At 36.7% G+C, this 22,937-nt stretch carries 13 protein-coding genes; 8 read left to right on the top strand and 5 right to left on the bottom strand.

Going from position 1 to position 22,937, the window contains the following annotated elements; translation table 11 throughout:
• The first annotated feature begins 93 nt into the window (after positions 1–93).
• The 6 genes from L0669_RS17715 (at position 94) to L0669_RS17690 (ending at position 13,359) form a co-directional block, all read left to right on the top strand.
• Positions 94–1,902 (top strand): glycoside hydrolase family 2 protein, encoded by a 1,809-nt coding sequence (locus L0669_RS17715; protein WP_263759113.1) that lies wholly within the window; start codon positions 94–96, stop codon positions 1,900–1,902.
• Complete coding sequence (locus L0669_RS17710; protein WP_425250482.1) at positions 1,898–4,210, top strand: GH92 family glycosyl hydrolase; 2,313 nt, start codon at positions 1,898–1,900, stop codon at positions 4,208–4,210. Before L0669_RS17715 ends, L0669_RS17710 begins: the two co-directional genes overlap by 5 nt.
• Positions 4,211–4,245: 35 nt before the next feature.
• Complete coding sequence (locus L0669_RS17705) at positions 4,246–5,676, top strand: glycoside hydrolase family 125 protein (RefSeq protein ID WP_263759112.1); 1,431 nt, start codon at positions 4,246–4,248, stop codon at positions 5,674–5,676.
• A gap of 31 nt (positions 5,677–5,707) precedes the next feature.
• Positions 5,708–7,888, top strand: coding sequence for a GH92 family glycosyl hydrolase (locus tag L0669_RS17700; protein WP_263759111.1), 2,181 nt, complete (start codon positions 5,708–5,710; stop codon positions 7,886–7,888).
• Positions 7,889–7,965: 77 nt separating this feature from the next.
• On the top strand, positions 7,966–9,927 hold the full coding sequence (locus tag L0669_RS17695; RefSeq protein WP_263759110.1) for a glycoside hydrolase family 97 protein: 1,962 nt from the start codon (positions 7,966–7,968) through the stop codon (positions 9,925–9,927).
• 729 nt (positions 9,928–10,656) lie between these two features.
• Positions 10,657–13,359, top strand: coding sequence for a glycoside hydrolase family 78 protein (locus L0669_RS17690; RefSeq protein ID WP_263759109.1), 2,703 nt, complete (start codon positions 10,657–10,659; stop codon positions 13,357–13,359).
• Positions 13,360–13,452: 93 nt separating this feature from the next.
• Here the strand turns inward: L0669_RS17690 and L0669_RS17685 are convergent, their stop codons facing one another.
• Positions 13,453–16,647 carry a glycoside hydrolase family 2 TIM barrel-domain containing protein gene (locus L0669_RS17685; protein ID WP_263759107.1) on the bottom strand — a complete coding sequence of 1,065 codons (3,195 nt, stop codon included), beginning with the start codon at positions 16,645–16,647 and terminating at the stop codon, positions 13,453–13,455.
• A gap of 397 nt (positions 16,648–17,044) precedes the next feature.
• Here L0669_RS17685 and L0669_RS17680 point away from each other — a divergent pair, with 397 nt between their 5' ends.
• Together L0669_RS17680 and L0669_RS17675 are read left to right on the top strand one after the other, a co-directional pair.
• Complete coding sequence (locus L0669_RS17680; RefSeq protein WP_263759104.1) at positions 17,045–18,364, top strand: sugar porter family MFS transporter; 1,320 nt, start codon at positions 17,045–17,047, stop codon at positions 18,362–18,364.
• Positions 18,365–18,435: 71 nt separating this feature from the next.
• Complete coding sequence (locus L0669_RS17675; protein WP_263759103.1) at positions 18,436–18,954, top strand: ClbS/DfsB family four-helix bundle protein; 519 nt, start codon at positions 18,436–18,438, stop codon at positions 18,952–18,954.
• Between the two features lie 405 nt (positions 18,955–19,359).
• On the opposite strand, the gene L0669_RS17670 is transcribed toward L0669_RS17675, so the two are convergent.
• The 4 genes from L0669_RS17670 to L0669_RS17655 form a co-directional block, all read right to left on the bottom strand.
• On the bottom strand, positions 19,360–20,382 hold the full coding sequence (locus tag L0669_RS17670) for a hypothetical protein (RefSeq protein WP_263759102.1): 1,023 nt from the start codon (positions 20,380–20,382) through the stop codon (positions 19,360–19,362).
• Between the two features lie 244 nt (positions 20,383–20,626).
• Positions 20,627–21,298 carry a hypothetical protein gene (locus L0669_RS17665; RefSeq protein WP_173969359.1) on the bottom strand — a complete coding sequence of 224 codons (672 nt, stop codon included), beginning with the start codon at positions 21,296–21,298 and terminating at the stop codon, positions 20,627–20,629.
• Positions 21,299–21,379: 81 nt separating this feature from the next.
• Positions 21,380–22,117 (bottom strand): DUF5018 domain-containing protein, encoded by a 738-nt coding sequence (locus L0669_RS17660; RefSeq protein ID WP_263759101.1) that lies wholly within the window; start codon positions 22,115–22,117, stop codon positions 21,380–21,382.
• A gap of 16 nt (positions 22,118–22,133) precedes the next feature.
• The gene (locus L0669_RS17655; RefSeq protein ID WP_263759100.1) at positions 22,134–22,937 is read right to left on the bottom strand and encodes an HmuY family protein; all 804 of its coding nucleotides are present in this window, start codon (positions 22,935–22,937) and stop codon (positions 22,134–22,136) included.

Genomic DNA, 22,937 nt, shown 5'->3' with positions numbered 1-22,937 from the left:
CAATTCAACAGAAATTGCATGCAAAGAACAAAGATTTAAATACATATTCAATCAAAGTACTTTCCGGAAATTTCAAAAAAATAAAATATTATAATGAAGAATAAAATCACAATTATACTTTTTCTTTTTGCAAGCCTTGTATCCTTTGCACAATGGAAACCACAAGGGGATAAAATAAAAACAAAATGGGCAGAACAAGTAGATCCAAATCATGTACTTCCGGAATATCCGCGACCAATTATGGAAAGGGATCAGTGGAAAAACCTTAATGGTTTATGGAACTACGCAATACAACCGGCAGGACAAACAGCGCCAAAAGGCTACGACGGAAAAATTCTCGTTCCTTTTGCTGTTGAATCAAGCCTTTCGGGCGTAATGAAAAAAGTAGGTTCAGAAAACGAATTATGGTACGAAACCAATTTTACCATCGACAGCAACTGGAAAAACAAAGATATTTTATTACATTTTGGAGCAGTAGACTGGAAAACAGAAGTTTGGATTAATAATGTCAAAATAGGAACACATACTGGCGGATTTACTCCTTTTAGCTTTAATATAACGCCTTACCTAAACGGAAAATCGCAAAAATTAGTCGTTAAAGTATGGGATCCCACGAGCGACGGAACACAACCAAGAGGAAAACAAGTAAAAAATCCTGAAAGCATCTGGTACACACCGGTAACAGGAATCTGGCAAACCGTTTGGTTAGAGCCGGTAAACAAAAAGCACATTAATAACCTGAGAACAACTCCGGATATTGATCGTAACACGATTAATATCGTACCGGAAGTAGAAGGAAGCGTTGCCGGAGATATTATAGAAATTACCGTATTTGATGGTATAAAAACAATTGCATCAGAAAAAGGCGTAGCAGGGCAATCATTAGACATTGTATTGAATAATCCAAAATTATGGTCGCCGGATACACCATTTTTATATGATATTAAAGTAAAATTGATTAGCGGAGGCAAAGTAACAGACGAAATAAAAAGCTATTTTGCAATGCGTAAAATCTCTTCAAAAAGAGACGATAAAGGTATTGTGAGAATCCAGCTGAACAACAAAGATTGTTTTCAGTTTGGCCCGCTGGATCAGGGATGGTGGCCTGACGGATTGTATACTGCGCCAACAGACGAAGCTTTAAAATACGATCTTGTACGAACAAAAGAATTAGGTTTTAACATGATTCGTAAACACGTAAAAGTAGAACCGGCAAGATGGTATACCCATTGCGACAGAATGGGATTTTTGGTATGGCAGGATATGCCAAATGGTGATGATGGCCCAATCTGGCAAATGCATAAATATTTTGAAGGTACAGAATTAAAAAGAACAGCACAATCTGAAGCGACATACAAAAAAGAATGGAGAGAGATTATGGATCATTTGTATTCTTATCCAAGTATCGTAGTTTGGGTTCCGTTTAATGAAGCATGGGGACAATTTAAAACAGTTGAAATTACAGAATGGACCAAGAATCATGATCCAAGCAGATTAGTAAATTCGTCAAGTGGAGGAAACCATTTTCAAACAGGAGATATGTTAGACATTCACCATTATCCTGAGCCAAATTTAAAATTGTATGATGCACGCAGAATCACTGTTTTAGGAGAATACGGCGGAATTGGTCTTCCGGTTACAGGACATTTATGGCAAACAGATAAAAACTGGGGTTACACGCAGTTCAAGAACAATGATGAAACGACAGCCAAATACAAAGAGTATGCAGAGCAGCTAAAAACATTATCTAAAGTAGGTTTTTCTGCAGCAGTTTATACGCAGACAACAGATGTTGAAGGCGAAGTAAACGGTTTTATGACCTACGATCGTAAGGTTGATAAAATGAATTTTTCTGAGGTTAGTAAAATAAATAAAGAAGTCATTAACGCTATTAATAATTAAGATTTTGGTAAAAAATAAACATAAAATCGCTTTTAGTTTATTCGCATTGCTTGTATTTGTTCCGATGAATGCACAAAACGCGACAGTTTGCGAATCGAAACTTCCTGTAGATTGGGTAAATCCTTTAATAGGTACAGATTCTGATTACGGAATCTCAAACGGAAATACGTATCCCGCGATTGCAATGCCATGGGGAATGAATTTCTGGACACCACAAACGGGCAAAATGGGTGATGGATGGGCTTATACTTATAAATCAAACAGAATTAAAGGTTTCAAGCAAACGCATCAGCCTTCGCCGTGGATGAACGATTACGGTCAGTTTTCGATAATGCCCGTAACCGGTGATTTAAAATTTAAGGAAGAAGAAAGACAAAGCTGGTTTTCTCATAAAGCAGAAACTGTGACGCCTTATTACTACAGCGTTTATTTGGCAGATCATAACGTTACAACCGAAATTACGCCAACAGAAAGAGCTGCCAGATTTCGATTTACATTTCCTGAAACAGACAAAGCGTACGTTGTAATTGATGCTTTTGATAAAGGATCGTATGTGAAAATTATTCCGTCAGAAAGAAAAATCATTGGGTACACGACTAAAAATAGCGGAGGAGTTCCTTTAAACTTCAAGAACTATTTTGTGATCATTTTCGATAAAGATTTTGAAGTGCGTTCTACCTTTAACGGAGATATTTTAGGAAATGCCCTTGAAATGCAGGCAGATCATGCCGGAGCCGTAATTGGTTTTAAAACAAAAGCCGGAGAAAAAGTAAATGCTCAGGTAGCATCATCATTTATAAGCTATGATCAGGCAGAAAGAAACCTGAAAGAAATAGGAAAAGACAATTTTGATGAACTTAAAGAAAAAGGAAAAGAAATCTGGAACAAAGAATTAAGCCGAATTAAAGTAGAAGGCGGAACTCAAGACCAAACGGGAACTTTTTATTCTTCGTTGTACAGATCGCTTCTTTTCCCGAGAAAGTTTTTCGAATTTGATAAAAATAAAAAACCGGTTCATTACAGCCCGTACAACGGAAAAGTTTTGCCGGGTTATATGTTTGTAGACACCGGATTCTGGGATACTTTCAGAGCTTTATATCCATTTTTAAATTTAATGTATCCAGAACTGAATACCCAAATGCAGGAAGGACTTTCGAATGCATTTAACGAAAGCGGATGGTTGCCGGAATGGTCAAGTCCGGGATTACGAGATATTATGGTGGGGAATAATTCCGCCTCAATTGTATCCGAAGCTTACCTTAAAAGCGGAAAAGCAAACAAGTATGATATCGAAAATTTATACAAAGCCGTAATTCATGGCGCTAATAATGCAGGTCCATTAAAAGCGGTGGGTCGTGCCGGAGTAGATTCATATAATACTTTAGGTTACGTGCCGCACGATGTTGTAAATGAAAGCGCTGCAAGAACTTTAGAATATGCCTACGATGATTTTGCCATTTACCAATTGGCGAAAGCCTTAAACAAACCGCAGTCAGAAATTGATTTATACAAAAAGAGAAGTTTAAATTATAAAAACCTTTTTGATCCTAAATATAATTTGATGCATCCTAAAAACAGTGACGGAAAATTCATGGAGCCTTTTGATCCTTTTCAATGGTTTAACGGATTTACCGAAGGAAACAGCTGGCATTATTCATGGTCTGTTTTTCATGACATACAAGGTTTAATTGATTTAATGGGAGGAAATCAGGTTTTCATTTCACAATTAGACAAAGTCTTTTCTTCACCGCCAATTTTTGCTACTTCCAATTTTACAGGAGGAGTGATTCACGAAATGAGAGAAATGCAAATTGCCAACATGGGACAATATGCTCACGGAAATCAGCCTATTCAGCACATGATTTATCTGTATAATTATGCCGCAGAACCTTGGAAAGCGCAATATTGGGTAAGAGAAACCATGAACAGAATGTATCATGCAACTCCGGACGGTTATTGCGGAGATGAAGATAACGGACAAACTTCGGCCTGGTATGTTTTTTCTTCTTTAGGATTTTATCCGGTTACTCCGGCCTCAGATCAATATGTTGTAGGAGCACCATTATTCAAAAAAGTAACAATCGAGTTGGAAAACGGAAGTAAAGTAGAAATCAATGCTCCCGAAAACAACGATCAGAACAGATATGTTAAAGATTTGAAAGTGAATGGAAAAACATATACTAAAAACTGGTTAAGCCATTCAGAATTAATGAAAGGTGCCACATTAGATTTTGATATGTCGAACACGCCAAATCTAAAAAGAGGAACCGCAAAAGAAGATGCTCCGTACTCTTTAACAAACGAATAAAAAAGATATTTCCCTATAAATTAAAATATACAACAATGCAAAGAAGAAAATTTATCCAGAATGCTGCTTTATTTGGCAGTTTAGCCCTTATCGATCCCATGGAAATAATTGCAGGAACTAAAATGGTAAAAGATTTCCCTATTGTAAGGGTTGCAAAAGGAAAAAGAAATTTTGAAAGTGATTTCATAGAAAAAACAATAACCGAATTTCAAAAGAATGTAAAAGACAAAGAATTAGGATGGTTGTTCAATAACTGTTTCCCTAATACACTTGATACCACCGTAACCTATTCGCAAAAAAACGGAAGACCAGATACGTACGTAATTACCGGAGATATTGATGCAATGTGGCTAAGAGATAGTTCTGCGCAAGTATGGCCGTATATGGCTTTTGCCGGAAAAGACACCAAACTTAAAAACCTGATTGCCGGAGTAATCAACAGGCAAACAGAATACATATTGAAAGATCCGTATGCGAATGCGTTTTACAACGATCCTAACAAAAAAGGCGAGTGGACAACAGATCATACCGATATGAAACCCGGAGTTCACGAAAGAAAATACGAGATAGATTCGTTGTGCTACCCAATAAGACTGGCTTACAATTACTGGAAAAATACAGGAGATACTTCTCCATTTGATGACAATTGGATAAAAGCAATTAAAGCAACCCTAAAAGTATTTAAAGATCAGCAGCAAAAAGACGGTACAAACCCGTATACATTTCAGAGAACAACGCAATTTGCTACAGATACAAGACCCTTAAAAGGCTACGGATATCCGGTTAAACCAGTTGGTTTAGTTTGTTCTGCCTTTCGACCAAGTGATGATGCAACCGTTTTTTCTTTTTTAATTCCTTCCAACTTTTTTATTGTAGCGAGTATGAAACAAGCTGCAGAAATGTTAGAAACCATTAAAAAAGACAGTGCTACAGCAAAAGAACTACGCGCTTTAGGAAATGAAGTAGAACAAGCCATTAAACAACATGCAGTTGTAAAACACCCTAAATACGGAAACATTTTTGCTTTTGAAGTTGATGGTTTCGGAGGTCATTTACTTATGGATGATTCTAATGTGCCAAGTTTACTGAGTTTACCTTATTTAGATGCTATTGATGTGAATGATCCAACGTATCAAAACACCAGAAAATTTGTGTTATCAGAAGATAATCCGTTTTTCTTTAAAGGAAAAGTAGCCGAAGGAATTGGAGGCCCACACGTAGGAATGGATATGATCTGGCCGATGTCTTTGGTGATGAGAGCCTACACAACATCAGACCAAAACGAAATAAAACAATGTATCAAAATGCTGAAAGCATCACATGGCGATACCGGTTTCATGCACGAATCTTTTCATAAAGACGACGCTAAAAATTTCACAAGATCATGGTTTGCCTGGACCAATACATTATTTGGCGAATTATTGTGGGATACCTATCAAAAACACCCAAAATTGCTGGAACTATAACTATTTATAACAAGTTTTAATTTTTTATAAAATGATAAAATTCAACAAGAATATCGTTCTTGCAGCCCTTTCTATGTCTATTTTTAGCTTCAATGCGACAGCTCAGAAACCAGGAGGAGGACTTGCAAAAGGAAAATATACAGCGCTGGTCAATCCGTTTATTGGTACCGCACCATTATTAGATACCAAAATAATTGGCTACACACCACCGGCAGATATGCGCGTTTGGGCAGGATTAGTATTTCCGGGTTCATCTGTACCCAATGCAATGGTGCAATTAAGCCCAATGACAAAATACAGATCAGGTGCAGGATACGAATACGAAGACACAGAAATTTTAGGATTTACCCATACCAATAAAGGGCATTGGAATCTGTGCCATATTCCGCTTTTACCAGTTCCGGATGGAGCAACATTTCCGTACAAATCATCTTTTAGCCATGATCAGGAAAAAGCAAGTCCGGCTTATTACGAAGTGTATTTAAAAAACTATGATGTACAGGTAAAACTAAGCTCGACATTGCGTTGTGGCGTACACGAATACACGTTTAAAAACAACAAAGGCCGAAAAGTACTTTTTGATTTAGGCAAAGCCAATAATCATGTAGACGACTGGCAGATTAAACAAGAAGGTTCAAATGCCGTAAGCGGTTTTCAGAGAACCGGAGGCGAAAAAATATATTTTTATGCCACATTAAGCAGTCCGATAGAGAAGTTAGATACTAAAGATGTTGCCAAAAGCGGCGGTTATACTTTAGTAAACATTAAAGACGTAGATACAAAACCTATAACAGTAAAAATAGCGTTGTCTTTTGTAAGCGTAGACAATGCCATCGAAAACTTAAAAGCCGAAGTAGGCGATAAAAACCTGACCAAAGTTTTTGAAGAAGGAAGTACAAAATGGGAAAACATGTTGTCTAAAATTCAGGTAAAAGGAGGAAGTGAACAACAAAATGTAATGTTTTACAGCATGTTGTACAGATCGTTTTTATGGCCGGCTTTGCGAAGTGACATCAACGGACAATTTACAGACGAAGCAGGAAAAGTTCGAAAAGAAAACTATCACTATTACACACTTCCTTCATTATGGGATGATTACAGGAATAAATTGGTTTTGCTAAGTATTTTTTCACCAGATGAAACCAGTGATATTATCAGTTCGATGATCAACGAAGGAGAAATTAAAGGTTTTATGCCAACATTCTTTCACGGAGATCATGCAGCATCATTTATTGCAGGATCTTATATGAGAGGAATTAGAAAGTACGACGTTAAAAAAGCATACGAACTATTACTGAACAACGCTTATAAAGAAGGCGGAACAAGACCTCATATAGCTGAATATATTGCGAAAGGGTATGTTCCGGAACAGGATATCAAAAATCCTGTAGTAGAAACGAAAGGAAATGCAGGCGTGACCAAAACGCTGGAATATGCTTATGATGATCATGCATTGGCATTATTAGCCAAAGAACTAAATGATACAGAACATTATAATGATTTGGTAAAACGTTCTAAAAATTACGTCAATGTATTTGATAAATCGACCACTTTTATGAGAGGTAAACTGGCAGATGGAAAATGGGTGACACCATTTAATCCTGAGTTTCCATATTACGAATACATGTACAGAGAAGCAAATGCATGGCAATTATCCTTCTTTGCGCCGCATGATATGCCGGGATTGGTTAAACTTTATGGAGGCGACAAACCTTTTGAAGCCAAGCTTGACGAATTCTTTACTAAACCATGGAATCCTAAATATATCGCATGGAATATATCTGGTTTTATCGGGCAATATTGTCATGGTAACCAACCGGATCACGAAGCTCCGTTTTCGTATTATTTTGTAAATAAACCAGAGAAATCACAAAAAAGAATCGACGAAATATTAGAAACAATGTACGGAATCGGGCCTGAAAAACTGGCCATGTCCGGTATGGATGATGCGGGCGAAATGTCGTCCTGGTACGTGTTTGGTGCACTGGGACTTTACCCGTTATCTCCTGCCGATCCTGAATATATTGTAACCGTTCCTATTTTTAAAGAAGTAGCATGGACAACACCGGCAGGCAAAAAAGTAACCATCAAAAATCCGAATGGGAAAAGAAATCTGGAAACCATAAAAGTAAACGGTGCTAAAATCGACGGCTATTTTATCTCTCACGATTTGTTTAAAAATGGTGGAGACATACAAGTTATAACGAAATAATAAGAATGCCTTTGTAAAGTATAAATTAAAATAACGTCCCTTTTTTTGGGACGTTGTTTATATAAAAACAATTTTAAATGAAGACAATTAAATTAGTAACGTACCTGTTTTTATTGTTGGGAATTTCTACTGCCTATTCTCAGCAAAAAAAGTTCGAACTCCTGTCACCAAACGGAGAAATAAAAGTTTCGGTTGCTTTAGAAGATAAAATCTATTATTCGATCAATATCCAAAACGAAGAAATAGCCGCCAAAAATCATCTGGCATTAACCCTTAAAAATGAAACTTTAGGATTAAATCCAAAAATAACAGGAAGCAAAACAGGAAAAGTAAAGGAAGAAATTAAACCCGTTGTTCCGCTTAAATTTTCAACTGTTTCCAATCATTACAATTATTTGGTATTGAATTTTAAAGGAGATTATGCAGTAGAATTTCGCGCTTTTGATGACGGAATATCGTATCGCTTTATAACGTCTAAAAAAGGAGAAATTGAAGTATTAAACGAAGATTTCGCCGTTAATTTACCTGATAATTATCTATTGCATGTGCAACAACCGGGAGGTTTTAAAACAGCTTATGAAGAAGCTTATTCGCAAACAACGGTAAAAGATTGGAAACCTTCTGATAAAATGTCTGTACTTCCTGTTTTGGCCGATTCGCAAAAGCAATACAAAATCCTCATAAGTGAATCAGATCTTTCGGATTATCCGTGTATGTTTTTAAAGGGAACCGGAAAAAGTATTACTGCCGTATTTCCTAAAACGCCTTTAGAATTTGGCCCTGACGGAGACAGAAGTCTTAAAATTTTGAAAGAAGCCAATTATATTGCCAAAACAAAAGGAACAAGAAATTTTCCTTGGCGTTATTTTGTCATTACCAAAAATGACAAACAGCTTATAGAAAACACAATGACTTTAAAACTCGCTCCAAAAAGCGAACTAAAAGATACCACATGGATAAAACCCGGACAAGCCAGCTGGGAATGGTGGAACGGAGCAACGCCTTATGGCCCTGAAGTTAATTTTGTGTCGGGTTATAATCTGGATACCTATAAATATTATATTGATTTTGCTTCGAAATTTGGTATAAAATATATCATTATGGATGAAGGCTGGGCCAATAGGACAGAAGATCCGTATTCGCCAAATCCGAATGTGAATGTTCATGAGCTCATTAAATATGGTAAAGAAAAAAATGTAGGTATCGTATTGTGGCTGACCTGGCTTACGGTCGATAAAAATATGGGTGTTTTTAAAACCTTTAAAGAATGGGGAATTGCGGGTGTAAAAATTGATTTCATGGATCGAAGTGATCAGGTAATGGTCAATTATTACGAAAATGTAGCCAAAGAAGCCGCAAAGCATCAAATATTGGTAGATTTTCACGGCGCCTTTAAGCCTGCAGGTTTAGAATACAAATACCCAAATTTAATTTCATACGAAGGAGTAAGGGGAATGGAACAAATGGACGGCTGTAAACCGGACAACAGTTTGTACCTGCCTTTTATGCGAAATGCCGTTGGCCCAATGGATTATACGCCGGGCGCGATGATTAGCATGCAGCCGGAAGTTTACAGATCAGAGAGACCAAATTCTGCAAGTATTGGTACAAGAGCTTATCAGCTTGCTTTGTTTGTCGTTTTCGAAAGTGGTTTACAAATGCTGGCAGATAATCCAACTAATTATTATCGTGAGAAAGAATGTACTGATTTTATCACTTCGGTTCCTACGACTTGGGATGAAACCAAAGCATTAGAAGCCAAAGCGGGGCAATACGCTATTGTTGCCAAAAGAAAAGGAACAAAATGGTTTATTGGCGGGATAACGAATAATGCCGAAAAACAACGAAAATTTAAACTCAATTTAGATTTTCTAAAAGCCGGAAAAACCTATAAAGTAACGTCGTTTGAAGACGGCATCAACGCAGGATATCAGGCAATGGATTATAGAAAGAAGAATTACACGATTACAAATAAAGATGTTATTGATGTGAAAATGGTCAAAAATGGAGGATGGGCAGCAGTTTTAGAAGAGATTTAGGTTTTGAAGTGATTGTTTAAATAGCCTTTGGCTTTAGGTTGGAAAACACAAGCTTGTCATCCTGAGGAACGAAGGATCACACTAATATTTCCGTTCGGATATTCGCCAATCTTTGTCGAGTTTCTTGTGAGATCCTTCGTTCCTCAGGATGACAAAAAAACTCAATGAACAAGTAACCACAAAGTTTGTCATCTCGACGAAGGAGAGATCACACTAGTCTTTCCGTTCAGGTATTCGCCAATCTTTGTCGAGTTTCTTGTGAGATCCTTCGTTCCTCAGGATGACAAAAAAATCCAATGAACAAATAACCACAAAGTTTGTCATCTCGACGAAGGAGAGATTACACTAGTATTTCCGTTTAGTTATTCGCCAATCTTTGTCGAGTTTCTTGTGAGATCCTTCGTTCCTCAGGATGACAAGATTGTGTTTACTTTGCGAGAAAAAAAAATCTGTGCAAATCTGCGTTTTCGCGAAGCGAATCCGTGTCATCTGCGTGCAATATTCAAATTAGTTTTGATTATGATAGTCGAATCCTAAGTGTGATTCTTCGTTTCTCAGGACGACAAAAAAAGTTCTTATAAAAACAATTGCCCTAGCCCCGATAGAAGTGGAAATCCTTTTTATTTTTTTCTTTAAAAAATAAAAAGATTGGAACGGATAGCGGGATTAGCTCCTAAAAAAAATGATTTGCTTTTATAAGCCAATTCAAATATTAAAAAATAAAATCTAATGATTATACAGCATAAAAAAAATAGTAAAACAATTTGCCTGTTCTTCCTTTTTCTATTGATAAATATAGCAGGATATTGTCAGGCTCCGGTAAATCTAAAGTGCGAACATTTGGTTGATCCATTAGGGATTGATGTGCCGGAACCAAGACTTTCGTGGCAATTGAATGGCAGCGGCCGCAATGTAGTACAAACCGCTTATCAGATAGAAATCGCGGAAGAAGCTAATGCTTTAACAGAAGGAAAAGCAACGGTTTGGAATACCGGAAAAGTACTTTCGGACGCTATTTTAGTTTCTTATAAAGGAGCGTATCTACAATCCTTTACTACTTATTTTTGGAGAGTAAAAGTTTGGGATGAAAATGGCAAAATGAACATTTCGAAGATTCAGCGTTTTGAAACCGCCATGATGCAATCGAGCGACTGGAAAGGAAGTTGGATCTCTGATTCTCATGATAAGAATTACAAACCGGCTCCTTATTTCAGAAAAGAATTTACGACAACAAAAACGATCAAAGAAGCCCGTGTGTATGTTACCGCCGGCGGATTGCACGAATTTTATGTGAACGGAAAAAAAGCGGGAAACCGAATGCTGGATCCTATGTTTACGAAATACGACAGTCGTAATTTGTATGCCACATTAGACATCACGGCCGATTTGCAAAAGGGGAAAAATGCTTTTGGTATTTTGTTAGGAAACGGCTGGTACAATCACCAATCGACGGCTGTTTGGCATTTTGACAAAACAATTTGGAGGAACCGACCTCGTTGTCTGGTGAATATCAGAATTACATATTCAGATAATTCGACTGAAACAATTGTAACAGATGAAACCTGGAAAACAGCGGATAGTCCGGTTGTTTTTAATAGTATTTACACGGGTGAGCATTATGATGCGCGTAAAGAAATTGCCAACTGGAGCAAACCTGATTTTAATGATGCTAAATGGAATAAAGCCATAATTGTAAAAGCGCCATCATCAAAATTAGTGTCGCAGCAATTGCATCCTATTAAAGTGGTAGCTGAGCTAAAACCGACGAATATCAATCGTGTAAACGATACTTTGACTGTGTTTTCGTTTCCGAGAAATATTGCAGGAACCGTTCGTTTTTCGATAAAAAATGCAGTCGTGGGAACTGTTTTTAGAATAAAACATGCGGAACGTTTGTATAAAAACGGACTGGTCGATCTTTCGAATATCGATTTGCATTACAGACCAACTGATAATTCAGATCCTTTTCAGACGGATATTTTTATTGTGAAAGGAAATGATAAGGAAAGTTTCTCTCCAAAGTTTAATTATAAAGGATTTCAATTTGTAGAAGTTACTTCAAGCCGACCTTTTAAGTTGAATGATGATTGTATTTTGGCTCTCGAAATGCACAGCGATGTTCCTGCCGTGGGAAAAATTAAAACGTCGAATCCGGTTTTTAATAAGATTTGGGAAGCGACAAACAGCAGTTATCTGGCTAATTTATTTGGTTATCCAACAGATTGTCCGCAACGCGAAAAGAACGGTTGGACAGGGGATGCACACACGAATATAGAAACGGGATTATACAATTTTGACGGAATCACGATTTATGAAAAATGGCTTGCTGACCATCAGGACGAGCAACAACCGGATGGGGGAATTTCAAACATTGTTCCTAATCCGGGAGCATTTGGATATGAATTTGCAACTGGTCCGGACTGGACAAGTTCGATTGCTATTATTCCGTGGAAAATATATGAGTTTTACGGCGACGCGAGTTTGCTGACTAAAATGTATCCCAACATAAAAAAGTATGTAGATTTAATTGATAAGAAATATCCAGGCGGGATTACAGATTGGGGATTAGGCGATTGGGTTCCTGTAAAAACCGTAAGTTCTAAACCGCTAACTTCGACGATGTATTATTATACTGATGTGATGATTTTAGCGAAGACAGCAAAATTACTTGGAAACACCAATGATGCGGAACATTATTTTAAACTGGGAGAAAAAATTAAAACAGCATTCAATAAAGAATTTTTTAATTCGACTACAAATTTATACTGCAGCGGTACACAAACAGAATTGTCCGGTCCGTTGTATTGGGGATTGGTTCCTGATGAATTTAAGCAAAAAGTAGCCGATAATTTGTACAAAAAAGTACAGGAAACTAATTTTCATCTTAATGTTGGTTTATTGGGCACAAAGTCTTTGCTGAATGCATTGAGCGAAAATGGTTATGCCGACGCAGCTTATAAAATCGCTTCTCAGGAAGATTTTCCGTCATGGGGTTATTGGATAAAAAGTGGCGCTACGACTTTGTTTGAAAACTGGCCATTGAATGTCGAGAAAAACGACGCCTCAATGAATCATATTATGTTTGGAGAAATAGGAGCGTGGATGTACAAAGGATTGGGCGGAATTTTTCCGGATGAAAATCAGCCTGGTTTTAAGCATATTATTTTGAGACCAAATTTTGTTAAAGATCTTACTTATTTTGAGTCGGAATATAGTTCTCCTTACGGGAAAATTGTCTCGAACTGGAAAAAAGAAAATAAAGAAATTCTTTATAATGTTGTGGTTCCGCCCAACTCCAGCGCGAGTTTTTATTTAGTAAAAGACAAAACTTTTAGTTGCAATTCAAAAGACATCAACATTATCAACGAAGGATTGTATAAAGTTATTCAGCTGAAGTCAGGCTCTTATTCTTTTAAAATTAATCAGGATTAAGACCTTCATTCTATTGAAATAAAAAAGCATTAGTAATTATTTACTAATACTTTTTTTATTTTGGATGCTTTTTAAAGCGGAAAGATCAGCTTCTTATTTTGAATTCAGATCGATTTCGTAATTAAAAGAAGTTGCTTTTGCATAAACCATATATTGTTCTAATGGCTTCGGCCCGCAGCCCCAGGAACCTACTCCTAAGGTTTTATGCGAAACACACAATACCGTTCCTTTGCTTTGTGGCAGATCTATTTTGTATTCTACATTTTCCATTTCTTCGTCGCTGTAAGGCAATGCGGCTACTTGCAATAAATCATCACCTTGTTTAATGGTTAATCCTAAACCGTTTTGTGATTTTAGGTTTGCCCAACGTACATCTTCGTGATTGCCGGATTCCATTGGCTTTTCGTAAGGTGTTATTTGCTCTTTTACAGTGCTGTAATAATGACCAATGTCAAAACCACTTTTACGATCAGGATAGTTTTCCATTGGTCCGCGTCCTAAGTAATCAAATTGGTCTAAATCTTTACTCAAAAACATTCGAACACCAATTCGTGCTAAAATTAATTTCGGATCATTAAAACTGATATCATTGGTCACCTTAATAGTACCGTTTCCGTTAATGGTATAAAAAACACGGTGCACCACTTTAAAATTTTCTTTTCCGGTTCCGGTTAATGTGGCTTTAATTTCGAAACTTCCACCGGATATTTTTTGAGTTTTGAGATCACTCACTACCCATTTGATTGATTTTAGACCGTATTTCTCCCAATTTTCATACGCCCACATATCATCTTTTCTGTGTGGAGCACGCCATAAATGCAATAGTGGCCCTCCGTTTTCCTGTAAAAGGTTTTTACCGTTTTTTTCTATTTTCGAAAATGTTCCTTTGTTTTTATCAAATTCAATTTTAAAATTGTTACCAATGAGCTGAATGCTGTTTCTATTGTTTTTTACAGATAAAGTACCTTCAGGTATATGTTGCAAAACAGGCGGAGTACTTACCGGAAGTTCGAATTGCTGCGAAGCTACTTCGTAACCTTTATTGGCCCATAATTCATCTTCTGCAAGAGCAAATGAAATACGTAAGAAATATTCTGAACCTGATTTTGGAGTAATATTCAAAGGAATCTGAATGTCTTTTTGTTCACCCGGAATTATAGAACCTGTGGCAATATCTCCAGTAGCGATTGATTTTCCGTTTTCAGTCAATTCCCATTTTGCCGAAAGGCTATTTAAATTATTGGTTTCATAACGGTTTTTGATCGTGAAAATGCCGTTTTTACTGTCTTTGTCTGAAATTGTAATCCATTGGTAGGCATGTTTTAATTCCGGATAATGCGGTTTTAAAGAACGGTCAGAGAATACAACACCTTTATGAATAAAGTATTGATCGTTTGGAAATTCGCCAAAACCACCACCAAAAGCGGTAATAGGATGTTTTGGATCACGATTATTGTAAATTCCCTGATCCTGCCATTCCCAAATTGCACCACCAAGCAAGGCAGGATATTTATCGAATAAATCATTGTAGATGTCTACAGATCCCATCGAATTGAACATCGCATGGGCATATTCGCATAAATAAAATGGTTTTGTCAAAGAAGTATCATTAGCATGTTTTTCTAAGTTAAAAACATCTGTATACATCTGACTGTCAATATCGGCCGGGTTGTTTAAGGCAATGCCAAAACCTTCGTAATGGGTAGGTCGTGTTGGATCTATATCTTTAATTGCTTTTAATGCCGCTCTAAAGTTGACGCCACCGGTTCCGTTTTCATTTCCTAATGACCAGATTAAAACTGAAGGATGGTTTTTGAAATTCTCTGTATTCGCCACATTACGATCTACAATCGCGGCTTTTATACGAGGATCATCATTAAATTCATTCATGGCTCCGTGACATTCTACGTTGGCTTCAGCAACTAAATAAAGACCATATTCGTCGCATAACTCATACCATCTTGGATCATTAGAATAATGACTTGTTCTGACATGATTACAGTTGGCTTGTTTGATTAACAAAATGTCTTTGATCATTTGTTCTTCTGTAACGGCGTGACCATCATCTGGCCAGTTTTCGTGGCGATTAACTCCTTTTAGTTTGATTGCAACACCATTTACAGTAAACAATCTTCCTTTGATTTCTATTTTTCTAAAGCCAATTTTAGACGAAAGAGTTTCGATTGTATTTTTTCCTTCTTTTAAATCAATTACGGCGGTGTAAAGAGTAGGGGTTTCCGCTGTCCATTTTTTAGGATTTGTGACGTTAAATGTTATATCTATCGAAACTTCCTGACCCGGTTTTAAAGCCGGAACAATTTTCTTTCCGGTTGCTTTGCCCACAATAGCGCTGCCATCATATAAATTGACTTGTACCAATCGTGGTTTCGAAATTGTTTTTGCGTAGTTTTTAATTTTGGTTGTTACCACAACTTCGGCATCTTTATAATTTTTATCGAGATTGGTTTTGATGAAATAATCCCTGATATGTTGTTGCGGAGTACTCCAAAGCGTTACGTTTCTAAAAATACCGCTCAAACGCCACATGTCCTGATCTTCTAAATAACTTCCGGTGGTGAAGCGATAGACTTCTACAGCCAGCGTATTTTTTCCGGCAACAAGATATTTTGTCAGATCAAATTCTGCTGCATTTCTGCTGTTTACGCCATAACCTACTTTTTTTCCGTTTACCCAAATAAAGAATCCCGCGTCGACACCATCAAAAGTGATCAAAATGCGTCTTCCTTTCCAGTTTTCCGGAACGGTAAAATCACGACGATAACTTCCTACCGGATTTCTTTCGTGAAATGCCGTGAAATTTTCAGGAGGCGTACTCATCACTCGCGGAAAATCTTTCTGAAAAATGTAATTAAAATTGCTGTAATAAGGTGTTCCGTAACCTTCAATTTGCCAGTTCGATGGTACTTTTATTTCTTTCCATTTCGATACATCGTAATCTGTTTTATAAAAATTTACCGGACGTTTTTGAGGCCAGTCAACCCAATTGAATTTCCACATTCCGTTTAAACTTTTACTGTAAGTAGAAGCGTGTCTGTTTGCAGTAAGCGCTTCTTTTAGCGAAGCATAAGGCATTAAAGTTGCGTGTGCAGGCTCTTTGTTAATGCCAATATTTTCAGGATCTTCAATTTCTTTAGGAACTTTTGCTGTATCCTGAGCAGAAAGATTTTGTTCTAATTTTTGAAAGGCAAAAATGGAGTTTTGATGGAATATCAGAACTATAAAAAGTAAAATTTTAATAGTTCGATTTTTTAATAATGGGTGAAACATACCTGTGGTTTTAGATAATTAGTAATAGTTTTGGTTTAGAAAATTATTAAATTACTACAAACATACTAAATCGATTTAGTATTTCTAAATTTTGCCTACCAGTTTATTCAACTATTACTTAAATACATTGGTTAATCTTTGTTTTTTATCAGTAATAATACATAATTTTATTTTATTCTCCCTTTATATTGCACTTATTGTTTTTGTAAAATATTCTTTTATTCATTTTTGAATAGTGAAAAAGTATATATTTGTAATTTACTAAAACGTTTTACTAACTGTTTTGAATTTTGAAATTTCCTTCAATTTTTAATTTAAATTGCTGGTGATGTCAATCGTTTTCTGCAAGTAGTAATCCGTGAATAAAGTCGATATAATTAATGTAATAAATGCTTTTATGAACAAAATACTACTATGGTCTGTTACTGCCGCTCTGGCTGGATTTTTATTTGGTTTTGATACGGTTGTAATTTCTGGTGCTGATACGAAACTTCAGGAATTATGGCATACATCAGATGTTTTTCACGGATCTGTAGTTATGGCAATGGCGCTTTGGGGCACGGTTGTGGGCGCTATTTTTGGTGGGATTCCGACGAATAAAATTGGACGTAAAAAAACACTGATCTGGATTGGGATTTTGTTTTTGTTGTCGGCAATTGGATCTTCATTTGCAAATGATCCGTGGACTTTTGCTTTTTTTAGGTTTTTAGGCGGATTAGGAATTGGAGCGTCTACGATTGCAGCTCCGGCTTATGTTTCTGAAATTGCTCCCGCAAAAGACAGAGGACGTTTGGTTTCGCTTTATCAGTTTAATATTGTTTTAGGAATTTTAATGGCTTTTTTGTCTAATTATTTATTGCGTGATGCGGGTGAAAATGCGTGGCGATGGATGATTGGAATCATGGCTTTTCCTGCATTTTTCTATACGATTATAGTATTTACGATTCCGGAAAGTCCGAGATGGCTGCTTTCGAAATCGAGAATTACAGAGGCAAAAGCGGTTTTAGAAAAAGTAGATCCGACGGCTAAAATTGAAGATTTATTGCACGAAATGCATTTGGGAAACGATAATGAAGATAAAAAAGGGGAAACTATCTTTTTGAAGAAATACAGATTTCCGTTGCTTTTAGCGTTTTTCATTTCGTTGTTCAATCAGTTTTCAGGAATTAATGCCTTTTTGTATTATGCTCCTAGAATTTTTGCAGAAGCAGGATTGGGCGAAAGTGCAGCTTTAATGAGCAGCGTTGGTATTGGTTTGACTAATTTGGTGTTTACGCTGATTGGCGTTTTCTTAATTGATGTTGTGGGGCGAAAAGTGCTGATGTATATAGGATCGATTGGTTATATTATTTCGTTGGGATTAGTTTCGATTGCCTTCTTTTTAAAATGGGAGGGAATGCAGGTACCGGTTTTCTTGTTTTTGTTTATTGCTTCGCATGCCGTAGGACAAGGTGCTGTAATTTGGGTTTTTATTTCAGAGATTTTCCCAAATCATTTGCGCGCCAGCGGTCAGGCTTTTGGCTCATCGGTACATTGGGTTCTTGCTGCTATTATTCCGTCTATGGTTCCGTTTTTGTTTTCGACGATTGGAGCGGGAGCTGTGTTTTTGATTTTTGCTGTAATGATGGTGTTCCAATTACTTTTTGTGATTTTTATGATGCCGGAAACGAAAGGGAAGTCTTTAGAAGAACTTCAGGAGACTATTTTTAAGATTTAGGAATTCGTAATTCTGGTGTATTTTAATACTTTATAGTATTTTTGAGGATATAAAAATTAGTATTCTAAAGTATGGCTGTTCCTGTTAACCAAGATGAATTGCTGGCGGCAATAATCACAAATTTTGATAAACTTAAAAAAGAACTTTTAAGCATTCCTGCTGATTTAACTTCATTAAAAGAACTCGAAGGCCACAGCAAAGGCACTTTAATGAGTATTGATAATCTGGTCGCGTATCTGGTAGGATGGGGCGAGTTAGTCCTGAAATGGAATTACAAAAAAGAGCATAACGAGGCTGTCGATTTTCCTGAAACGGGATGTAAATGGAATGAATTAGGAAAACTGGCTCAGAAATTTTACAAAGATTATGAAGATGACAGTTTTGAAGAACTTGTTGTAAAACTAGATAATACAGTAACGTCCATTTTAGCATTGATTAAAAGCAAATCGAATCACGATCTTTACGAAATACCCTGGTATGAAAAATGGACATTGGGAAGAATGATTCAGTTTAATACTGCTTCGCCTTATACAAATGCACGATGGAGAATACGTAAGTGGAAGAAGGAAAGGGATGAAAAAAATCAATAATGATGGATTATGATTTTGAACGCGGATGATGCGGATTTGCTTCGCAAAAGCGCGGATATTAACGATTTTTTTATTTTACTCAAATAGCTACCCGCAATCTTGTCCTCCTGAGGAACGAAGGATCACACGCGGGATTCTACAAAGATTGGCGATATAGATTGCAGAGTTTCTGGTGTGCCCTTCGACTTCGCTCAGGGTGACAAATAGTAGGAAAGACATTATTATGAAAATGATTGCCCTAGCCCCGATAGCAGAGGAAATCCTTTTGTGGCGGTGTTCGCCACAAAAGATTACTTCGTCAGTTCGCTATCGCTCGGGTGGAACGAATAGCGGGATTAGCTCCTGAAAAAAAGCCTTTAGAAAATTGCTTCTCTAAAGGCTTTTTTATCTAAAAGTAAGAGTCTATTATTTGACTGTTACCGTATAAGCTAAAATTGAAGAACCATCGGTAGTAGTAAGTTTAATTCTATCGTAGAGTCCTGCCGGAACTCCTGTAGGTACTTTAAGTACAGCTCTGTACGGCGTAATACTTACAATTTCGAGAGGATAGGTTTGAGTTTTGGTTTTGTTATTATAAACGACAGCGGCTGTGATGGTATTCATCATGCCTCCGCGTAATTCGAAGGTTTCGCCAATTTGTTTCTCAACAGGGCTGCCATATCTTTCAACTGAAAAATAGTCGGGTTCTGCAACCTCAACTTTAAATCGGTTGTCTACGCTGGTGTTTTGCAATATAAACGCTCCATTTTTGATGCGCATATCGTATTTGCCTTCAGGCATATTTTCAGGAAGAAAATAGTATACTCCATAATTAGGAAATAATGGCAAGCCTCCAACACCTAAATAGGCTATTTCTGCGGTATATTCTGTTTTTTGATCTGTAGCTGCTACAAAATACACTCTTGTATCTTTAAGGCTTAACCATAAATTATCGATACCATTTCCGGATTCGTTATTGATCATTCTTTGCAGAAAACCTTTGTTTAAAAAGTCTCCACTGTTATATGTCCAGCTTTTTGGTTCTTTTTGTCTAATATCGATTTTAATGGTATATTTTTTTGTAGTACCGGCTTTTGAAGTAACGGTATACACGGTACCATCTTTAAACGGAACTTCAGCACCTGATGCCGGACTAATAGTAGCTTCTGTGCCGAGAACAATTTCTGGTTTTATCGTTTCGGGAATTGCCATATAACTGCTCCAGGTAAAAAGAATATTCTCCTCTGTTATAGCAGCGCTTATGGCATTGTTTTCGGTATCCTTAAAGGTGAATGATTCAATTTGGGTATATCCCGGAATCTTAATTACATCGCCGGGAATGTTATTTATTTTATCAACATATTCTGTATCGCAGGAAAAAAATAGTGTTGATAAGAAAAGTAGTATAACCGTATGTAAAAATATACCGGTATTGTTGCTTTTATCCATGATTATATGGGTTATTTAATTTTTAAATGATTTTATTTATTAGTTTTGCAGCGCATTGATTAGTCTGCTTTTATATTTTTAAAATGCCTGTACTGTCGATGCTTACGGTAATTTATAATGCCGTTTGATAGTCATGGGGTAATGATATGGTAGGGGTAATATGCAGAGATCGCCGGTCAGCTTTTACTGCAAGTAACCTGTAGACATTTCGTGATCCCATGTTCTTTTTTTTCGCCGTTATTAATTATAATACTTTTGTCCAGTTATAGCTTATTGTACTGCTTGATGTACCTGGAGCAACGCTTGTTACTTTTACTAAATAAGCTTCTGTAGCTGATGAAGGGCTGGTAACTGATGTTGCATCTGTTCCTGAATTTGTTTTCCAGATTACAATTGCTTTAGCAGGAGTCATAACGTGTGTTGTGATATTGTATGAGTAATATCCTAAACCGTAATTAGTTCCTGAGATAGTACCGTTATATCCTAGTACATTGTATTTGTCAGTTGGGGCAGTACCAAGATTAGCAGCTGCATTTTTAACAGCTACGGCTGTTTTCCATGTTCCCCATTCATCACAAGCTGCTGTTAGGTCTATTGTACCTACATACCATTTACCTGTATTACCTACAGGACGAATAGAAGCACCATAAATACCTTCCCATTGTACGTTTACACCGCCAATTGTTGCAGCAACCGGAGTCCAGTTTGCATCAACTGATGATGGAGCTTGCCATCTGTTTACTGTTACAGATGTTGAAGTTACAGTACAAAGATCAAGTAAAGCTTTTTTCGTTTGATTGTTTGATACTTCTTGTTCTTTTGCTTGCGCTTGTGAATCAGCAATTTGGTCGTCAGAGCTACAAGATGTAATTGAAATAGCAGCCAATGCTACAATTGATAAAATTAATTTTTTCATAATTTTTTATATTAAATAGATTAAGTGGCTTATTTCATTACCCCGGCTACGAAGACAGGCATTTTTTTATTGTCTTAAATTTTAATTAGTTATCCTGAACGGATATTTCATAGTTTTAGTAATATTATAGCTTTCCATCATCAGCCAGTAATCAGTATCGGTTTGAAGACCAGTTTCGATAGCATCAAAAGAATACATTACATAAAAACTTGTAATATCGACTCCGTCATTGTATTGCTTCAATTGCAATTTTTTGTTTCCGTCTTTGTCTACTATAAAAAGTTTTGTTACTTCATATGACGGTACAAAATTTTCGCCGGTTACTTTTATCGAAGCTCCTGCCTGAACGGTAAAAGTAGAAGTCTCGGTTGATAACTCTTTTAAAGTTAATGCAGCTTGCTGTATCATAATCTTTACTGTATAAACAGCGGTTGTTCCGTCAGCTGCTTTTGTTGTATAGGTTACGGGAGTTTTGCTAAATACGGGTAATAACTCTGTAGCAGCAGGAGTAATAGTAGTTTTTTCCGGTAATGCTATAGCGGTTTCCAGATATTGGTATTCGTAAAAGGACGGTAGATAAACCGTAATCGTTTTTTTTACATTATCGACAGCGCTGTATAAAGCCTGACTTTCGCCCGGATTTACCACACGAAATGATATAATGCGCTTAGCATCAAGATTGGTTACGATCTCTTTGACTGTTTCTCCTTTTACATCGGTCCATCTGTCTTCTTCGCTGCTGCATGCAGTTAAGAGACTGAATAGGGTGAAGGAAGAAAAAAACAGCATTGTTTTTAAAGGGGTAATTTTAATAGTCATGTTAATTTGGATAGGGTTATTTAATTGAAAATTTAGTGCTTCCGGCCGGCACCATTACGTAATCGAAAGTGTAGAACATATGCGGAGTATCCTTGAACCACTCGGCAGAATTATATACATCTTTATAAACTGATATCATTTTAATTTTAGCGTAATTGCCATTTGCCGTTTTAAGAATTATGGTTCTGGCAGGAATAACTTTTCCGTTAGCAATTTTAAGAGGTTCGCCAAGCGCATAAGCTACGTGGGCCTTTTGCGGATTAGTTCCGTCGGTTACCACTTCGCCACCAAAATCATATAAATACCATCCAATTCCGTTACCAAACGAACCTGCATCATCTGTTCCTATAAGATCTATACCGGTTTTAAATTGACTGTCTGCGGGAATATCAACAACTTCGTTAAAAGGTTTTTCTACTATGGTAATACCACCTTTACCGCCGGCAAGAGCGCCATTGTTTTGTGAATTACTGCCATTATTTCCTGATAAAAAACTAGCATAAAGTCCGCCAAAAGCAAGATCCCATTTTTTTGTCTTTTTAAAAGAACCATCTACAGCTTTGTTTTCTTCCAGACTATAATAAAGTGTTGCTGATGGAGCAGTAGGATTAGCATCAGAAGTACTGCCTTCATAATTTTTTACATGTATTACTTTATTAAAAAGTCCTGTGTCCGGTACTTCTGTTCCCGGGTTTCCGCCATTTTCATTTTCTGATTCAGCTGGTTTATCGTCTGATGAACATGCTGTTAGTGTAATGATAATAAGAAAAGCGGTCAATAAACTTTGTGGTATTTTTATTTGGGTTTTAATTTTTTTCAT

Source organism: Flavobacterium bizetiae, from assembly GCF_024271895.1.
In the GTDB taxonomy this organism is placed as follows: domain Bacteria; phylum Bacteroidota; class Bacteroidia; order Flavobacteriales; family Flavobacteriaceae; genus Flavobacterium; species Flavobacterium bizetiae.
This window is presented reverse-complemented; position numbering and strand designations above follow the sequence as displayed.

Bases quoted from the DNA above. Each gene is read 5' to 3' on its own strand.
- L0669_RS17715 (WP_263759113.1), top strand. From the start codon at position 94: ATGAAGAATAAAATCACAATTATACTTTTTCTTTTTGCAAGCCTTGTA.
- L0669_RS17705 (WP_263759112.1), top strand. From the start codon at position 4,246: ATGCAAAGAAGAAAATTTATCCAGAATGCTGCTTTATTTGGCAGTTTA.
- L0669_RS17700 (WP_263759111.1), top strand. From the start codon at position 5,708: ATGATAAAATTCAACAAGAATATCGTTCTTGCAGCCCTTTCTATGTCT.
- L0669_RS17695 (WP_263759110.1), top strand. From the start codon at position 7,966: ATGAAGACAATTAAATTAGTAACGTACCTGTTTTTATTGTTGGGAATT.
- L0669_RS17690 (WP_263759109.1), top strand. From the start codon at position 10,657: ATGATTATACAGCATAAAAAAAATAGTAAAACAATTTGCCTGTTCTTC.
- L0669_RS17685 (WP_263759107.1), bottom strand. From the start codon at position 16,647: ATGTTTCACCCATTATTAAAAAATCGAACTATTAAAATTTTACTTTTT.
- L0669_RS17680 (WP_263759104.1), top strand. From the start codon at position 17,045: ATGAACAAAATACTACTATGGTCTGTTACTGCCGCTCTGGCTGGATTT.
- L0669_RS17675 (WP_263759103.1), top strand. From the start codon at position 18,436: ATGGCTGTTCCTGTTAACCAAGATGAATTGCTGGCGGCAATAATCACA.
- L0669_RS17670 (WP_263759102.1), bottom strand. From the start codon at position 20,382: ATGGATAAAAGCAACAATACCGGTATATTTTTACATACGGTTATACTA.
- L0669_RS17665 (WP_173969359.1), bottom strand. From the start codon at position 21,298: ATGAAAAAATTAATTTTATCAATTGTAGCATTGGCTGCTATTTCAATT.
- L0669_RS17660 (WP_263759101.1), bottom strand. From the start codon at position 22,117: ATGACTATTAAAATTACCCCTTTAAAAACAATGCTGTTTTTTTCTTCC.
- L0669_RS17655 (WP_263759100.1), bottom strand. From the start codon at position 22,937: ATGAAAAAAATTAAAACCCAAATAAAAATACCACAAAGTTTATTGACC.